16 protein-coding genes are annotated in these 15,191 nt (G+C 62.6%); 8 read left to right on the top strand and 8 right to left on the bottom strand.

What is annotated here, in order from left to right:
• Positions 1-32: 32 nt before the first annotated feature.
• Positions 33-2,111: a hypothetical protein gene (locus NKK51_RS14085; RefSeq protein ID WP_352553424.1), complete on the top strand. Its 2,079-nt coding sequence runs from the start codon at positions 33-35 to the stop codon at positions 2,109-2,111.
• Positions 2,112-2,113: 2 nt separating this feature from the next.
• Here NKK51_RS14085 and clpS read toward each other — a convergent pair whose 3' ends face one another.
• The 4 genes from clpS to NKK51_RS14065 all read right to left on the bottom strand — a co-directional run bounded on the left by clpS (position 2,114) and on the right by NKK51_RS14065 (position 3,816).
• Entirely contained in the window at positions 2,114-2,419 is a 306-nt protein-coding gene (gene clpS / locus NKK51_RS14080) for an ATP-dependent Clp protease adapter ClpS (protein WP_023809857.1), read from the bottom strand.
• A gap of 240 nt (positions 2,420-2,659) precedes the next feature.
• Positions 2,660-3,025 carry a hypothetical protein gene (locus NKK51_RS14075; RefSeq protein WP_352553423.1) on the bottom strand — a complete coding sequence of 122 codons (366 nt, stop codon included), beginning with the start codon at positions 3,023-3,025 and terminating at the stop codon, positions 2,660-2,662.
• Between the two features lie 215 nt (positions 3,026-3,240).
• A complete protein-coding gene (locus tag NKK51_RS14070; protein ID WP_013529962.1) occupies positions 3,241-3,474 on the bottom strand; it encodes a hypothetical protein in 234 nt (77 codons plus the stop codon).
• 39 nt (positions 3,475-3,513) lie between these two features.
• Positions 3,514-3,816 carry a hypothetical protein gene (locus NKK51_RS14065; RefSeq protein ID WP_023809859.1) on the bottom strand — a complete coding sequence of 101 codons (303 nt, stop codon included), beginning with the start codon at positions 3,814-3,816 and terminating at the stop codon, positions 3,514-3,516.
• Between the two features lie 252 nt (positions 3,817-4,068).
• Between NKK51_RS14065 and NKK51_RS14060 the strand changes: the two genes are divergently transcribed.
• Positions 4,069-4,785: a response regulator gene (locus tag NKK51_RS14060; protein ID WP_013529960.1), complete on the top strand. Its 717-nt coding sequence runs from the start codon at positions 4,069-4,071 to the stop codon at positions 4,783-4,785.
• The gene (locus tag NKK51_RS14055; RefSeq protein WP_352553421.1) at positions 4,782-6,188 is read left to right on the top strand and encodes an ATP-binding protein; all 1,407 of its coding nucleotides are present in this window, start codon (positions 4,782-4,784) and stop codon (positions 6,186-6,188) included. Before NKK51_RS14060 ends, NKK51_RS14055 begins: the two co-directional genes overlap by 4 nt.
• A 51-nt stretch (positions 6,189-6,239) precedes the next feature.
• Here the strand turns inward: NKK51_RS14055 and choV are convergent, their stop codons facing one another.
• The 3 genes from choV to NKK51_RS14040 all read right to left on the bottom strand — a co-directional run bounded on the left by choV (position 6,240) and on the right by NKK51_RS14040 (position 9,331).
• Positions 6,240-7,421 (bottom strand): choline ABC transporter ATP-binding protein, encoded by a 1,182-nt coding sequence (gene choV / locus NKK51_RS14050; protein WP_352553419.1) that lies wholly within the window; start codon positions 7,419-7,421, stop codon positions 6,240-6,242.
• Entirely contained in the window at positions 7,418-8,272 is an 855-nt protein-coding gene (gene choW / locus NKK51_RS14045; RefSeq protein ID WP_352553417.1) for a choline ABC transporter permease subunit, read from the bottom strand. Before choW ends, choV begins: the two co-directional genes overlap by 4 nt.
• 123 nt (positions 8,273-8,395) lie before the next feature.
• Complete coding sequence (locus tag NKK51_RS14040; RefSeq protein ID WP_352553415.1) at positions 8,396-9,331, bottom strand: choline ABC transporter substrate-binding protein; 936 nt, start codon at positions 9,329-9,331, stop codon at positions 8,396-8,398.
• A gap of 238 nt (positions 9,332-9,569) precedes the next feature.
• Here NKK51_RS14040 and NKK51_RS14035 point away from each other — a divergent pair, with 238 nt between their 5' ends.
• The gene (locus NKK51_RS14035) at positions 9,570-10,181 is read left to right on the top strand and encodes a thymidine kinase (RefSeq protein WP_352553413.1); all 612 of its coding nucleotides are present in this window, start codon (positions 9,570-9,572) and stop codon (positions 10,179-10,181) included.
• A 70-nt stretch (positions 10,182-10,251) separates the two neighbouring features.
• Here the strand turns inward: NKK51_RS14035 and NKK51_RS14030 are convergent, their stop codons facing one another.
• Positions 10,252-11,148 carry a DMT family transporter gene (locus tag NKK51_RS14030; protein ID WP_352553411.1) on the bottom strand — a complete coding sequence of 299 codons (897 nt, stop codon included), beginning with the start codon at positions 11,146-11,148 and terminating at the stop codon, positions 10,252-10,254.
• A 101-nt stretch (positions 11,149-11,249) separates the two neighbouring features.
• On the opposite strand from NKK51_RS14030, the gene NKK51_RS14025 reads away from it, so the two are divergent.
• The 4 genes from NKK51_RS14025 to NKK51_RS14010 all read left to right on the top strand — a co-directional run bounded on the left by NKK51_RS14025 (position 11,250) and on the right by NKK51_RS14010 (position 15,187).
• Complete coding sequence (locus tag NKK51_RS14025; RefSeq protein ID WP_352553409.1) at positions 11,250-12,068, top strand: LysR family transcriptional regulator; 819 nt, start codon at positions 11,250-11,252, stop codon at positions 12,066-12,068.
• Positions 12,069-12,220: 152 nt separating this feature from the next.
• Positions 12,221-12,610: a c-type cytochrome gene (locus NKK51_RS14020; RefSeq protein ID WP_023809867.1), complete on the top strand. Its 390-nt coding sequence runs from the start codon at positions 12,221-12,223 to the stop codon at positions 12,608-12,610.
• A 311-nt stretch (positions 12,611-12,921) separates the two neighbouring features.
• Positions 12,922-14,010 carry a hypothetical protein gene (locus NKK51_RS14015; RefSeq protein ID WP_127266549.1) on the top strand — a complete coding sequence of 363 codons (1,089 nt, stop codon included), beginning with the start codon at positions 12,922-12,924 and terminating at the stop codon, positions 14,008-14,010.
• Between the two features lie 31 nt (positions 14,011-14,041).
• Positions 14,042-15,187, top strand: coding sequence for a hypothetical protein (locus NKK51_RS14010; RefSeq protein ID WP_352553407.1), 1,146 nt, complete (start codon positions 14,042-14,044; stop codon positions 15,185-15,187).
• Positions 15,188-15,191 lie beyond the last annotated feature (4 nt).

Below are 15,191 nucleotides of genomic sequence, written 5' to 3'. Positions count from 1 at the left end.
CGGATCGACCCTCCCAGATGGGAGGGTAAGGAATGAATTGGTCGATCTCCTTCGAACCGCTGATCTCCTGGCCACTGCTGGCCTTGGCGCTGGTGCCGCTGGCGCTGCTTGCGCTGGTCGGCCTGTGGTTTCGCCAGCGCGGTTCGGTCTTCCGCTTCATCGCCCTTCTGGCGCTCGCCGCCGCTTTGTTCAACCCGGTGTTCCTCAACGAGGAGCGTGAGCCGCTGAAAAGCGTCGTTGCTCTCATTGTCGACCGCAGCCAGAGCCAGGATATCGGCGACCGCACCAAACAGACCGACGAGGCGCTGGCCGGGCTGCAGCAGCGACTTGGCCGCTTCAAGCAGTTCGACGTGCGCGTCGTCGAGGCCGGCAAATCCGAGGCCGCCGAGGAGCGCACCGAGACACGGCTGTTCGGTGCGCTTGAAGGCGCCTTCCGCGACGTGCCGCCGTCACGCATCGGCGGCGCCATCATGATCACCGATGGCGAGGTCCATGACGCCCCCCCGGCCGCGCCCGATTTCAACGCCCCGCTGCATGCCCTGATCACCGGCAACGACCACGAAAAGGACCGCCGCATCCGCTTCGAGAACGCGCCGCGCTTCGGCCTTGTCGGCAAGCCGCTCGACATGACCTATCGCGTCATCTCGACCGAAAACGAGACCGGCCCTGTCGATGTGCGCGTCTCGGTCAATGGCGAACAGGTCGCGGTCGAGCACGCCACCGTTGGCCAGGCGATGCCGCTGCAGGTGACCATTCCGGGTGCCGGGCGCAACATCGTCGAACTCGCCATCGACCGCGAGGCGGACGAACTGACCGACACCAACAACCGCGCCATCGCGCTCATAGACGGTATTCGCGAGAATCTGCGCGTGCTGCTCGTCTCCGGCGAGCCGCATGCCGGCGAACGCACCTGGCGCAACCTGCTGAAATCCGACGCCTCGGTCGATCTCGTCCATTTCACCATCCTGCGGCCGCCGGAAAAGCAGGACGGCACGCCGATCAACGAATTGTCGCTGATCGCCTTCCCGACCCGCGAACTGTTCGTCGAGAAGATCAAGGATTTCGACCTCATCATTTTCGACCGCTACCAGCACCGCGACGTGCTGCCGATCCTCTATTACGACTACATCTCCGAATATGTCGAAAAGGGCGGCGCGCTGCTGATCGCGGCCGGCCCCGAATATGCCGGCGAAAGCTCGATCGCGCGCACGCCGCTGATGTCCGCCCTGCCGGCGATGCCGACCGGCGAGGTGGTCGACAAGGCCTTCTATCCGCGCCTCACCGAACTCGGCCAGCGCCATCCGGTGACGCGTGGGCTGGATGGCTCTGCTACCGAGCCGCCGCACTGGAGCCGCTGGTTCCGCACCATCGGCGTGCAGAATCCCGAAGGCGCAGTGGTGATGAAGGGCGCCGACAACCGGCCGCTGCTGTTGCTCGACCGCAAGGGCGAAGGCCGCGTCGGCATGCTGCTGTCCGATCAGGGCTGGCTGTGGGCGCGCGGCTTCGAGGGCGGCGGCCCGCATGTCCAGCTCTACCGGCGCATCGCCCACTGGCTGATGAAGGAGCCTGAACTCGAGGAAGAGCGGCTGACCGCCGACGGCCGCGGCATGGTGCTGGAAATCCGCCGCCAGACGATGGCCGACGATCCCGGCCCCGCCCAGATCATCACCCCGTCCGGCAAGACCTTGACCGTCAAGCTCGAGAAATCCGAGCCCGGCGTCTTCCTCGGCAGCGTCGAGACCAGCGAGATCGGCCTCTATCAGGTCGCCAATGGCGACCTCACCGCGCTCGCCCATGTCGGGCCGGTCAACGCACCGGAATTCGCCGACGTCATTTCCACCGAAAGCCGGCTGAAGGCGCCGGCTGAAGCCACCGGCGGCAGCGTGCGCCGGCTGGCGTCGTCCACAGCCCTTGGCAGCGACGTGACGCTGCCCTCCATCGTGCCGGTGCGCTCGGCTGGTGCCGCGTCCGGCAACGACTGGATCGGACTGCGCACCACGGACGACAGCGTGCTCAAGGCCGTCTCGCGCGTGCCGCTGTTCGGCGGCTTCCTCGGCCTCGGCCTGCTGCTTCTGGCAATGGGTTCGATGTGGTACCGCGAAGGACGGTAGGGCTACTCTTCCGGCTCCGTCGTGAACATCAGCGGATAGCCCTTGGCCTTGCCGGCATCGGTGGCACGCGTCGCCTTGGTCTCGGCGACATCCCTGGTGAACACGGCGACGACGCAGACGCCACGCCGATGCGCGGTGATCATCACCCGGTGCGCCTGGTCTTCGCTGAGCTTGAACTCGCCCTTCAGCACCGTCACCACGAATTCGCGCGGCGTGAAATCGTCATTGATGAGGATGACCTTGTAGAGCTTTGGCCGTTCGACCTGCGGCTTGACCTGGACGCGCGGTTTTGTGGTGATTTCAGGCATCGGAACCGACCGTTAGAGCAATTCCAGGAAAAGTGTAAAATGGTTTTCCGCCCGGAATTGCGTCAAGACAAAAGATCAGAACAGTTCACCGTTTCCACGAAACGGTGAATTGCTTCTGGCGTAGCAACCTTGCCGCCATTCTGGCACCAGCGAAAGCGGCCGTCTATTTCGAGCGACGCGCAAAGCCGATGTCCGCGGGCGCGGCCATTCGCAACTATGTGGGAAAGTGTCGGTTGCCGTTCAACGGTCCTGACGGCCGAACATGCGGCGGCTGGGAATCTGCCGAGCGGCCGTGGCCGACGGCATATCGGACCGAAAGCGGTTTCCATCGGCATCCGCCCGGCGTTCCAGCCAGGTCGCGATCGGCCACGCGGCGACGCAGATCAGCGTCGCGCCGGTCAGCACGACCAGCAGCCAGGTCTGTGCCGGCGTGATGTAGTCCCAGCTGGTGGAAATCGCCGGCGCGAACAGCGAAGGCTCGGTGCGTCCGGTGGCCGGATCGGGCACCGGGCTGGCGGTGAACAGGATCAGCACCCTGGCGACGCCGGTGGCAACCAGGCCGCCGATCACCATCGAGCGCAAAATGGACGAAAGCCGCTTCTTCATGCGGATTGTCCTACACGGTCGGCGTTGCAAACGGGTTAAGTGTCAGTCGAGGCGGAAGCTGCCGGTGCCAGACTTCGTCAAGATCAGTTGGACCCATCGACCCGCTTCATCGCCAACGTCAGGGCTTCAGCGGTTCGGACAGGAAGAAGGCCGCTCCAGCCGAAACCAGCTGGAGCGGCCTTGGTCAACAGGCCGGCATTTTGCGCCGGACCTTATTAGGTCTTCGGGGCGTCCTTCTTGACGGCCTTCTCGGCAGCCTTCTTGTGCTTCTTGACGGTCTTCTTGACGACCTTCTTCGGAGCAGCCTTGGCCGGAGCGGCAGTCGCCGGAGCGGTGGTCGTCGAAGCAGCCGGAGCAGCGGTCGTGGTGGCGGCGGCGTTGCCGAGAGCCGGCATCGCGAAGGCGAGAGCGACGGCGAGACCGGTTGCGGAGAGGATGGACTTTTTCATGGCTTCGTTTCCTTTTTATGCGGGTCAAGTTTCGGAGTGTTACTGAACCGGGTCGTTCGGCGTCACTCCAAGCAGCTTCAAAGCACTGGCGAGCATCCGGATGCCCTGCGCCTGTTTCTTGGCGGCGCAGTACCGGTTGCCCTTTCTCTGAAGTGCCTTTGCCGCGGTGACCTGCGTTGCCGTGGCATGGGTTTCGAGGGCTTCATCAAATTGGTGGCTAAGATTGGCGCACCGTTCGCTCCGGGTTGTGAGCGTCACCTTTGCGTCCGATTGTCCGACAGCGGCAGTGACCAGGCAGAAGCCCAGCAACGCACCCAACAAACTGATCGACAATCTTGGCATCGGTTTACCCGTAAACCCGGAGACTAGCGTCGCAGCCGATGACCTGACCGCCACGAGACCAGTTATGCCCTTGAAATTTTTCAGGAGTTTTTCTGAACTGTAGAATTTTGTTTCTGGATTGTGTCTGAGAAAGCCGGTGTGAACCCGTCATAGCCACTGGCCAACATATGGCCTGAATTCTATCGTGTGGGTTGCGACAGAAGGGCTTGGCAATCAAAGACAGAAGGGCTTGGCAACAATGACAGGGCTGCTGTGAAATCCGACGCACACATACTGATCGTCGACGACGACAAGGGTATCCGCGACCTGCTGCAGGAATTCTTTCAGAAGCGGGGCCTGCACACCTCGGTTGCCGCCGACGGCATCGAGATGGAGACCATCCTGCGCCGCGTCCAGGTGGACCTCATCGTCCTCGACGTGATGCTGCCCGGCAAAAGCGGGCTGGAGCTGTGCCGCGACCTGCGCGCCCAGTATTCGACGCCGATCATCATGCTGACCGCCGTCACCGAGACGACCGACCGCGTCGTCGGCCTGGAAATGGGCGCCGACGACTATGTGCCCAAACCCTTCGACCCGCGCGAGCTTTTGGCGCGTATCCGCGCCGTGCTCAGGCGCAATGGCGCCGCCGAGCCGAAGCGCGCCACCACCAAGCAGATCTACCGCTTCGCCGGCTGGACGATGGATTGTGCTCGGCGCCGGCTGATCGCACCCGACGATGTCAGGGTCGAACTGACTATGGCCGAATTCAATCTGCTGCAGACCTTCGTCAAGAGCGCGCAGCGCGTGCTGACTCGCGACCAGCTCATCGAGCTGTCCGGCGGCGACAGCGACTATTCCTTCGACCGCAGCATCGACATCCTGGTCAGCCGGCTGCGGCGCAAGATGGAGGACGACCCGAAGACGCCCAAGCTGATCCTGACCGTACGCAGCGGCGGCTACCAGTTCCTGCCCGAGACGACCTCCGAATGAGACGTTTCCTGCCGCAGACCTTGCCTGTCTGGGTGCTGCTGATCGTCATTGCCGGCCTGCTGATCAGCCAGGTCGCGACCCTTTACATCGTGTCGCGCGACCGCGCCGCCGCCAACGGCGTCGTCGACCTCTACCGGCTCAACGACCGTGCCTTCTCGCTGGTTCAGCTCATGCATGACGCCAGTCCGGACGAGCGCAAGGCGACGGCGACCGGCCTGTTCAACTCCACCTACGCGCTCACCGTCTCGGACACGCCGGCGGTCACTTCGTCGATCGCCGGCGACGACGAACTGGCCGAACTCGAAGACATCCTCGTCGGCCGGCTGTCGAAATTCGGCATCACCGATGCACGCGTACGCCGCGATCCGGCGACGCGCGAGGCCGATGACGCGGACGGCACGGCGCCGGGACCCGACATCGGACAGGTCGAGCGTGACCTTCTGGTGCTGGCCGCCGACTTCGCCCAGAGCGACAAGCTGACGGCCTCGCTGCGCTTCGCCGACGGCCAATGGCTGAACTTCACCGAACCGATCACGCCCGTCGGCCCGATCCTGAGCTTCGACAGCCTGCCGCTTTATTCGCTGATCGCAGGGCTGGTGGTGATCATGTCGATCTGGTCGCTGCGCCGGCTGACGGCGCCCTACCGGATGATGGAAACCGCCGTGAACCGGATCGGCAAGGATCTGAAGAGCCCACCGATCGCCGAGAGCGGCAGCCGCGAGGTCCGTGCCGCCGCCAAGGCGATCAACGCCATGCAGGCGAGGTTGCGCGAATATGTCGAGGACCGCGAACATCTGGCGGCGGCATTGGCGCATGATCTGCGCACGCCGATGACCAGGATGCGCCTGCGCCTGGAGCTGTTGCGCAAATCGGCGGTCCGCGAGGCGCTGGCGCACGATCTCGCCGATGTCGAGAGCATTGCCAGCTCGGTGATCGACTTCGCCACCTTCGAGGTGACGGAAGAGAAGAACGAACGCATCGACTTCTGGTCGCTCGTGGAATCGATCGCCGACGGCTATGACGACGTGTCGTTCGACGACGAGACCCGTTCGCGCGGGCTGATCTGCATGGCGCGGCCGGTCGCGCTCAAGCGCTGCGTCACCAATCTGGTGCAGAACGCGGTCACCTACGGCAAGAAGGCGCATCTTTCGCTGCGCCGGTCGGAAGACATGATCCTGCTCACCATCCGCGATGAAGGGCCTGGGATACCGCAGGCACAGATCGACGCCGTGTTCGGCTCGTTCGTGCGCCTCGAACAATCGCGCAACCGCCAGACCGGCGGTCTGGGCCTCGGCCTGACCATTGCCCGCAACATCGCGCGCGCCGCGGGTGGCGAGATCCGCCTGTCCAACAACCCGGGCGGTGGCCTGCTGACGCAACTGCGCCTGCCGCTGGCGGCATAAAAAGCATTCAAGCAGCCTCCGCTGCCCGCGGCGGCGTCCACGAATTTGGCGTTACCGCCGCAGCACCGCGCTCAGCACATCGCGGATGCCGATGGCGCCGACGAAGCGCGACTGGTCGTCGAACAGCGCCACAGGAGCGGTCTGCGAGCGGTGCATGGCCAGCATGACGGTTTTCAGCGAGGTGCCCGGGTTGGCCCAGAACACCTGCGCTACTTCCTCGGGCTGGGCTTCGACGTCGGCGCAGGACACCCACACCGCCGGCTTGCCGTCGCGTTCGGCCGCCGCCACCAGCCCGTGATCATCGATCTTGAAGCGCGTCGTCTTGCGGCGGTCGAGCCACACCCAGCCATCCTTGCCGTGCTCCAGATCGCGACGGTCGCGCATCACGTTCCAGGCGGTCAGCACCGACAGCGGGTTCACATTGGCGATGAAGTCGCGGACATAGTCGTTGGCAGGCCGCAGCACGATGTCCTCCGGCGCGCCGGTTTGCACGATGCGCCCACCCTCCATGATGGTGATGTGGGAGCCAATCTTCAGCGCCTCCTCGAGGTCGTGGCTGACAAAGATGATGGTCTTCTTCAACTCGGCCTGCAGCTGCAGCAATTCGTCCTGCAGCTTGGTGCGGATCAGCGGGTCGAGCGCCGAGAACGGCTCGTCCATCAGCAGGATCGGCGCCTCGGTGGCGAAGGCCCGCGCCAGGCCGACGCGCTGCTGCATGCCGCCCGACAGCTCATGCGCGTATTTCTTCGACCACTGGTCGAGATTGACCAGCTTGAGCTGGCGTTGCACGCGCTCCTTGCGCTCGGCTTCCGGTACGCCGGCGAGTTCGAGGCCGAGACCGACATTCTCCTCCACCGTACGCCAGGGCAAAAGGCCGAACTGCTGGAACACCATCGCCACCTGTTTCTGGCGCAGGCGCCGCAGGGTCGCCTCGTCGCAGGTGACGACGTCGACGGTTTTGTCGCCATCCTTGACCAGCACCTTGCCGCGCGACACCACGTTGAGCCGGTTGACCGCCCGCAGCAATGTCGACTTGCCCGAACCGGAGAGACCCATCAGCACGGAGATTTCGCCCTCGTTCACGGTCAGGCTGGCGCCGGCGCAACCCAGTACATTGCCGGTCTTGTCGAGGATCTCGGCGCGGCTGGCTCCGGCGTCGATCATCTTCAGCGATCCGGCCTGGTCGGCGCCGAAGACGATATCGACGTTCCGGAAATCGACGGCGACCGTCATTTCTTGCCTCCAACGGCGATGCGGGTCATCCGGTCGAGCACGATGGCCAAGACGACGATGGCGAGGCCCGCCTCAAGCCCGAGGTCGATCTTGCGCGAACCCAGCGCCCGGTTGATTTCGGTGCCGAGGCCGCCGGCGCCGATCAGTGCGGCAAACACCACCATCGACAGCGACAGCATGATGGACTGCGTCAGACCGGCCATGATGGTGGGCAGCGCCGAGGGCAGCTCCACCTTCCACAGCAACTGGCTCTTGGTGGCGCCGAACGCCTCGCCGGCTTCGACGATCGACTTCGGCACCGAGACAACGCCGAGATGCGTGAGACGAACCGCGGTCGGGATGACGAAGATGATGGTGACGATGAGGCCGGGCGCATTGCCGAGGCCGAACAGCGTCAGCACCGGGATCAGGTAGACGAAGGTCGGCAGCGTCTGCATCAAATCGAGCACCGGCAGCATGACGCGATAGACCTTCGGCTTGTGCGCCGCCCAGATACCGAGTGGCACACCGATGGCCATCGAGACGGCGGCGGCGGCAACCACCAGCACCAGCGTCTCTACCGTCTGCTTCCAGAGGTTCTGGTTGAGGATGAACAGCAATCCGAGAAAGACAGCCATGGCCAAGCCTCTCGATCGCTGCAGATAATAGGCAAGCAGTGCAATCAGCGCGATGAGAAGGACCGGCGGTACCAGCAGCAGCGTGTCGACCACTCCGTCGAGCAGGAAATTCAAACCGCCGGAGAGACCGCGGAAGAAGGTGTTGAAATTGTCGGTAAGGAAGGTGAAGAACGCTTTGCCCCATTCGCCTATGGGGATCTTGTAACTGACAAAGAATTTTGAAATCGGATCCATCTTGCCCCTCTTTGACAGTCGCCGTCCTTGCCGGACGGTCATCTTGTCACAGGATATGAAAAAGGGCAGCCCCTTCTACAGTGACTGCCCTTCTTGATCGGTCACGCCGAACGCAAGACCTGCTCAGCTTCCGAGCGCAGTCTTCACGGCTGCAGCGGCGTCGCCGCCATCGAACGTGGTCACGCCGGCAATCCACGGAGCAACCGCGTCCGGATGCTTCTTGAGCCAGTCGGTCGCAGCCGTATTGGCGTCGGCGCCCTTGAGGATCGCGTCCATTATCTCGCCTTCCATGTCGAGATTGAACTTCAGGTTGGCGATGAACTTGCCGGCATTCGGGCACTCGGTGGTGTAGCCCTTGCGCACATTGGTATGGACAGTGGCGGCGCCGAAGCCGCTGTCGCCCATGCCATCGAGATAGGTGATCTTCATGGCGCCCATCACCGGATGCGGCGTCCAGCCGAGGAAGGCGATCCACTCATTGCTCTTTATCGACTGCTCGGCCTGCGTCAGCATCCCGGCCTCCGAGGATTCGACCAGCTCGAAGCCTTCGAGATTGTCTTTCGGGTTCTTGATCATGTCGAGGATGATGCGGTTGCCGTCATTGCCGGCCTCGATGCCATAGATCTTGCCGTTGAACTTGTCCTTGAACTTGCCGATATCGGTCAGCGATTTCACGCCGGCGTCAGCAACATAGGTCGGCACGACGATGCCGTAGCCGGCGCCGGTCAGGTTGGTGCTGATCGTCTCAACCGAGCCATCGGCGGTATAGTCCTTGATGTCGTTGGTCATCGACGGCATCCAGTTGCCGAGGAACACGTCGAGATCCTTGTTCTTCAGCGACGCCATGGTCACCGGCACCGACAGCTGGATCGTCTGCGGCTCATAACCGAGCGCGGTCAGCAGCACGGAGGCGATGCCGGTCGTCGCCTGGATGTCGGTCCAGCCGACATCGGAAAGGCGCACCGCCTTGCAGCTCGCCGGATCGCCGGCAAAGGCAGCGCTGGTGGACAAAAAAGCCGCCAGGCCGAGGCCGGCGACGAAAGAGTTCATACGCGACATAGACAGTCTCCCATTGTGATTCTTTGGCGAAGCGTAGCTACGGTTTCTATGCCCGCCTTGTTTCGTCAGCCAAACACCATTCTGGTGTGGTTTCAAGCATTAAGACAATCACGATCAACGGCGCGGGCTGGCCAATCAGCGACACGGCTGAAGCTTTTATCTGGACAGGCGGCTTTTTCAGGGGAATGCCGCCGGTGGCCCCTCCCCGCATGACACCAAGTCGGCTTAAAAGAGCGGCATGGCCAAGCTTTACTTCCACTACGCGACGATGAATGCCGGCAAGACGACGATGCTGCTGCAGGCGTCGTACAATTATCGCGAGCGCGGCATGGGCACGATGCTGTTCGTCGCCGGCCACTACCGCAAGGGCGATACCGGCGTGATCTCGTCGCGCATCGGCCTGGAGACGGAAGCCGAGATGTTCCGCGATGGCGACGATCTGTTCGCCCGCGTCGCCGATCATCACGCGCATACGTCAGTGCATTGCGTCTTCGTCGACGAGGCGCAGTTCCTCGAGGAGGAGCAGGTCTGGCAGCTCGCCCGCATCGCCGACCGGCTGAATATCCCGGTCATGTGCTACGGCCTGCGCACCGATTTCCAGGGCAAGCTGTTTTCCGGCTCGCGCGCGCTGCTGGCCATCGCCGACGATTTGCGCGAAGTGCGTACAATCTGCCGCTGCGGCCGCAAGGCGACGATGGTCGTGCGCCTCGGCCCCGATGGCAAAGTGGCGCGCCAGGGCGAGCAGGTGGCGATCGGCAAGGACGTCTATGTCTCGCTCTGCCGCCGTCATTGGGAAGAAGAAATGGGCCGCGCCGCGCCCGACGACTTCATCGGCTTTATCAAGGGCTGACTCTGTCTCTTGGTTTTTGGAGCAATTCCCAGGGGGAGCGCTATGTGCTTTTCTTGGAATTGCACCGGGCTCATACGGTCGAGACACGCCACTTCGGAAACCGCCAACCCAGCCGCACACCCAGCGTCGCCACTGCAATCAGCGCCATGCCGGCAGCCTGCGCCGGTCCGAGCGGATGCCCATAGATCGCCCAGTCGACGATGATGGCGACGACGGGATAGATGAAGGTGATGACGCCGATCACCGGTGTCGTCAGGCGCGGAAAGGCCGAATTCATCAACACGTAGGCGATGCCAGTGTGCAGCACGCCGATGCCGAGCAGCCAGCCCCATGACGCAGGCGCAATATGTTGGCCGATGCCGGCGAACGGGGCGAGCATGACGACCCCAACCAGTGTTTGGCAGAGTACCGTAATTTCGGCGCGCTGCTGACCAAGGCCCTTGGCGAGGATCGTTGTAACGGCGTAGAGCATTGCGCCGCCCAGCGTCAGCGCAATGCCCGGCGCCCAGTTGGCATCGTCGTGGCCGTGCGCGAAGACGAGGCCGCTGGCCAGCACGACGCCGAGAAACGCACCGAGCATCCACAGCAGTTGGTCGAGCGAGATGCGCTCCTTGAGGAAGACGACACCGATCAGGACCACGAAGAACGGCTGGATATGGTAGATAATCGTCGTCGTGGCGATCGATGTCATGGCGAAGCCGGCGAAGAAGGCCGTCCAGCTCAGCACCATGCACACGCCGGCAAGTGCTGCAAGGGCAAGCCGAGACGGCGACAGCGTCCGATCCGGCAGATAGCCGCGCAACAGGCACCATAAGAAAAGGAATATCGCGCCGAACACACATCGCCAGAAGACGACGGCAACGGGATGCAGCCCCGATTCCGTGGCGAAGGCGCCGACCGTACCGGCGATCATCATTGCCAGAGCAAGGCTCGCGGCCGGAAAGCGGGCTGTCGAGGCGTCCGTCATGTGGTGGTTTCCCAGCGATCCCAGCAACCATCTGGTCACTGGCGCCACCTTCAAACAAGCGAATAGATTTGTGATGACCTATTCGATATACTGATAGCACCATGGCCGCGCCACTCGATCTCAATCTGCTGAAAACCTTTGTCGCCGTCGTCGAGAGCGGCAGCCTTTCCAATGCAGCACCCAGGGTCGGCCGCAGCCAGTCGGCGGTCAGCATGCAGATGCAGCGGCTGGAGGAGATGGTCGGCAACCAGCTTCTGGTGCGTGGTCCCAGAACCGTCACTCCCAATGCGATCGGCGAGGATTTCCTGATCTATGCGCGCCGGTTGCTGAAACTGTCGGATGAAGCCTGGGCAAGTGTCACCCGGCCCAAGGAAACAGGCAGCGTCCGCTTGGGGGTGCCCGACGATTATGCCGCCTTCCTCCTGCCGCCCGTGCTCTCACGCTTCGCGGCGGAGCATCCCCTGGTGACGGTGGAGTTGATCTGCGAACAGTCGACCGCGCTGGTGAAGACGCTGGCGGAGGGGCGGCTGGATCTGGCGATCATCACCCGCTTGCCGGAGCAGCCGCTTGAGGTGATCCGGCTGGAACGCTTCGTCTGGGTCGCCTCATCAAACCATGTCGCCTGGGAGACCGATCCGCTTCCGGTCGCCTTGTTCGAACCGGGCTGCGCCGCCAGGATGAATGTCCTGCAGGCGCTTGGCGATGCCGACCGCTCCTATCGCTGTACCTATTCAAGCGCCTCTCTGCTTGGCCTGATCGCCGTCGTCCAGGCCGGGCTCGCGGTGGCTGGCCTCGCCCTGCGCAACGACCACCGTCGCTGCGCATCGTCGGCGGCAATGAAGGGCTTCCGGTGCTGCCGGACCTCGAAATCGGCATCCTTCGCAACCCGCTGTCGACGACCCAGGCGGTCGAGCGGCTGAATGATTTCCTGCGCCGCGATCTGGCACAACAGGCCTGACTCGCGGGCCTGTCTTCCGCAATCCCGCCGCGATGCAGCGTTTGTTTCCGCGATGCAGCGTTTGTTAAAGCCTCGGCACTATAAGGCCGCCAGCCAGAACTCTCCGGGGGCAGCATGTTTCGAGCCGCTTCGTCCGCCAGCATCCTTCTCCTTGCCAGCTCGCTTGTGGCCCATGCCGGCGGCGACCCGGCCCTGGGCAAGAAGGCCTTCAACCGGTGCATGGCCTGCCATGAAGCAGCCACCGACCGCGACAAGGTCGGTCCGCATCTGTTGGGCGTCGTTGGCCGCACCGCCGGCAGCGCCGAGAGTTTTCTTGGCCGCTATTCCGAGGCGATGAAGAGTGCCGGCGCCGCCGGCCTGGTCTGGGATGAAGCCAATCTCACCGAGTATCTCAGGGCACCCAAGCTGAAAGTGCCCGGCAACAAGATGGCGTTTGCCGGCCTGGCCAAAGACGACGACATCGCCAATGTCATTGCCTATCTGAAGGCCGATCCCAAGCCCTGATCCGCTGTTCGTCAGCTCTGTAAAGCCGGCTTTCTCCTCGCATATCGCGGCCGCGATTGCTTCGGTGGTTTGCCCAATACAAAGGCATCCGTGCGCCTTCGCCTTGCCGCATGAAAGTTCAATGACAGCTGAACTATGGCTGGTCGGCAAGCTAATCACGCTAAGCCCACGCCTTCACTGGTTTTCAAGACCCTGACGAATTTTTTTGTTTTCACGCCGCCCTTATCTTCACGTCTTTCAATCCCCTGATGCTCCACATATATTCGCCGCTGTTCGCGACCAGCGACGTCATGCCGAAGCGGGAGGCCCCAATGGCGACATTGCAGAATTTCGACGCCGAAATTGCCAAGACCAAGCAGGTCGTGCAGGACATGCGCTCCAAGATCGAGCAATCCGGCACCATGCTTGATACGCTTGCCACATCAGACAAGAAGATCGGCGACGCAAATTTCGACCTCGAGAACGCCCGCATCGAGGATGTGCTGAAGCAGCAGAAGGTGATGGAAGGCAACATTGCCGACCTGATCATCGGGCTGGAGGACGCCACCAACGTCTTCGGCGCCGAGTTCGAGAGCATGAAGAACTACACCGGCTGGGAAAAATTCATTGGCATCTTCTCCAGCCAGAGCAAGCAGCGCATGCGCACCGACCGCGTTCGCAACATGTCGCTGGCCGGCAATCTGCAGGAACTGCTGGTCAAATCCGACACCATCGTCGGCATATTGAAGGCGCAGAAAGAGGTTCTCGACCAACGCTACAAGACCTCGGAAACCAGCCTGTCTCAGGTTATCGAGCGCCGCAAGACCACCATGACCAATCTCGAAGCCGTGCAGAAGCGCATCGAGGAGCTCAACCCGATGCTGCTCGACATCGAAAACAAGATCGCCGCTTCGACCAGCCAGAAAGACCGCACGCAGCTCGAAGGCGAACGCTCCAAGCTGGCGACGGAATACAACGAAAAGCAGGCCAAGGAGCAGGAGCTGCTGGCCGAGAGCCAGACGCTCGAGCGTTACACCTCGATGTTCCAGACCTTCGTCGATTCGCTCAACAACCAGATCGCCGCGCAATCGACGCTGATCAACAAGCTGACCATCGATACCGAGCAGCGCATCGTGCTCTACAAAGCGCTGGAAGATTCGCTGAAGACCGCCGCCCAGCAGGACGTCGCCCACAAGATCAACACGCTGGGCAGCCAGGTCGACAACACCGCCGAGGAAACCATGGCCGGCATCGGGGCTGCTTCGCAAAAGCACATCGGCGACCTGCTTGAGATGCACGAGAAGAACATGGTCGCCACCGCCGACATCCAGCGCCGCAAGAAGCTGGCCGACGATGCCTTCGCCCGCCGCTTCGACGAGGTGCTGAAGAAGCACAATTCGGCTAACTACGTGCAGTCTTAAGGGTGACAGCACTGCCCGCGAGCGACCAGGCATGACCCCCGAAAACGAAGCGGCGGCACGGTATTTTTCCGCCATCACGGCCGCGCTCAGCGGCCTTGAAGTGTTCATGCGCGACGATCGCTCGCCGCTCTACCGGCATGGCATCGTCGCCAAGATCGTCGCCGAACACATCGCCAGGCTCGACAAGTCGTTTTCCTGCTGGCGCAACCGGCTCGGCTTCATGGACACATTCCGCATTTCGCGCGCCGAAAGCGGATTTCCGGTGTTCCAGAACCTGCTCGAACTGGAAAACGACCGACGCCAGGCCGACGCGCGGCTTGCCAACATTCCGCTCGCCGGCGAGTTGCGCGAGGAAATGGCCGACTTCATCCTGCGCCACAAGGAATTCCCCGCAGCGCTGCAGAAGTCGATAGCCGAGCGGCTTTATCTCGAGGACGTGAAAAGCGAGAACACGTTCGGCCCGTTCACGCTGGCGCAAACGGCCAAGGTCTCGGTAAATCCGAAGACGGGGCGGCCTTATTATCTCGTCCACTGGGCGACGTTCGACGGCAGCGCCAACCTGCCGCTAGTCTACATGGTGACGGTGGAGGATTCGTCCGAAACGATGATTCGCCAGCTTGTCGATAGAAACGGCAAGCTGAACGAGACGATTGACATTCCGCTGCCGGTCGATGGCCTGCTCAATCCCGAGCTTGCCCACCGTTTCGACGATTTCACCGAGAAGAACTCCGCCTACACGCTCTCGCCGGCGACCATCGCGGTCAATCTCGACAAGGATTTCGAGCCGCTGCACCCCAAGCAGCTGCGCCGCGTTGTGCTCGGCCCGTTCTATTCGGCTGGCATCACCGACAACAATTCGACGGTGACCGAGGTTTTGGCCAAGGTGCGCAAGCCCGAAAATGCCTGGCTTTTGACCTGGACGATCCAGGAGGTCTATTCCAAGAGCGAGAAACCCGGCCGCAAGGGCCTGTTCTCCAGCGAGAAGACGACCCAGGAATACTTCATCAATACCGACGATCTGGAAGCCGCGCGCCAAGGCGTGTCGAGCTACGAAAACCATGCGCTGATCCCGCACGAGGCCTACCAGGCGCTCTACGCCGCCGGCGAGGCGCAGAAGATCTTTGCCGGCTACAAGGTCCACATCCTGTCCAACGGACAGGTCATCTCAGATGTCTGACCGT

The sequence above is a fragment of the Mesorhizobium sp. M0011 genome (assembly GCF_040324155.1).
Taxonomy (GTDB): domain Bacteria; phylum Pseudomonadota; class Alphaproteobacteria; order Rhizobiales; family Rhizobiaceae; genus Mesorhizobium.
The sequence above is the reverse complement of the archived record's forward strand: the minus strand, read 5'-3'. Positions and strand labels throughout refer to the sequence as shown.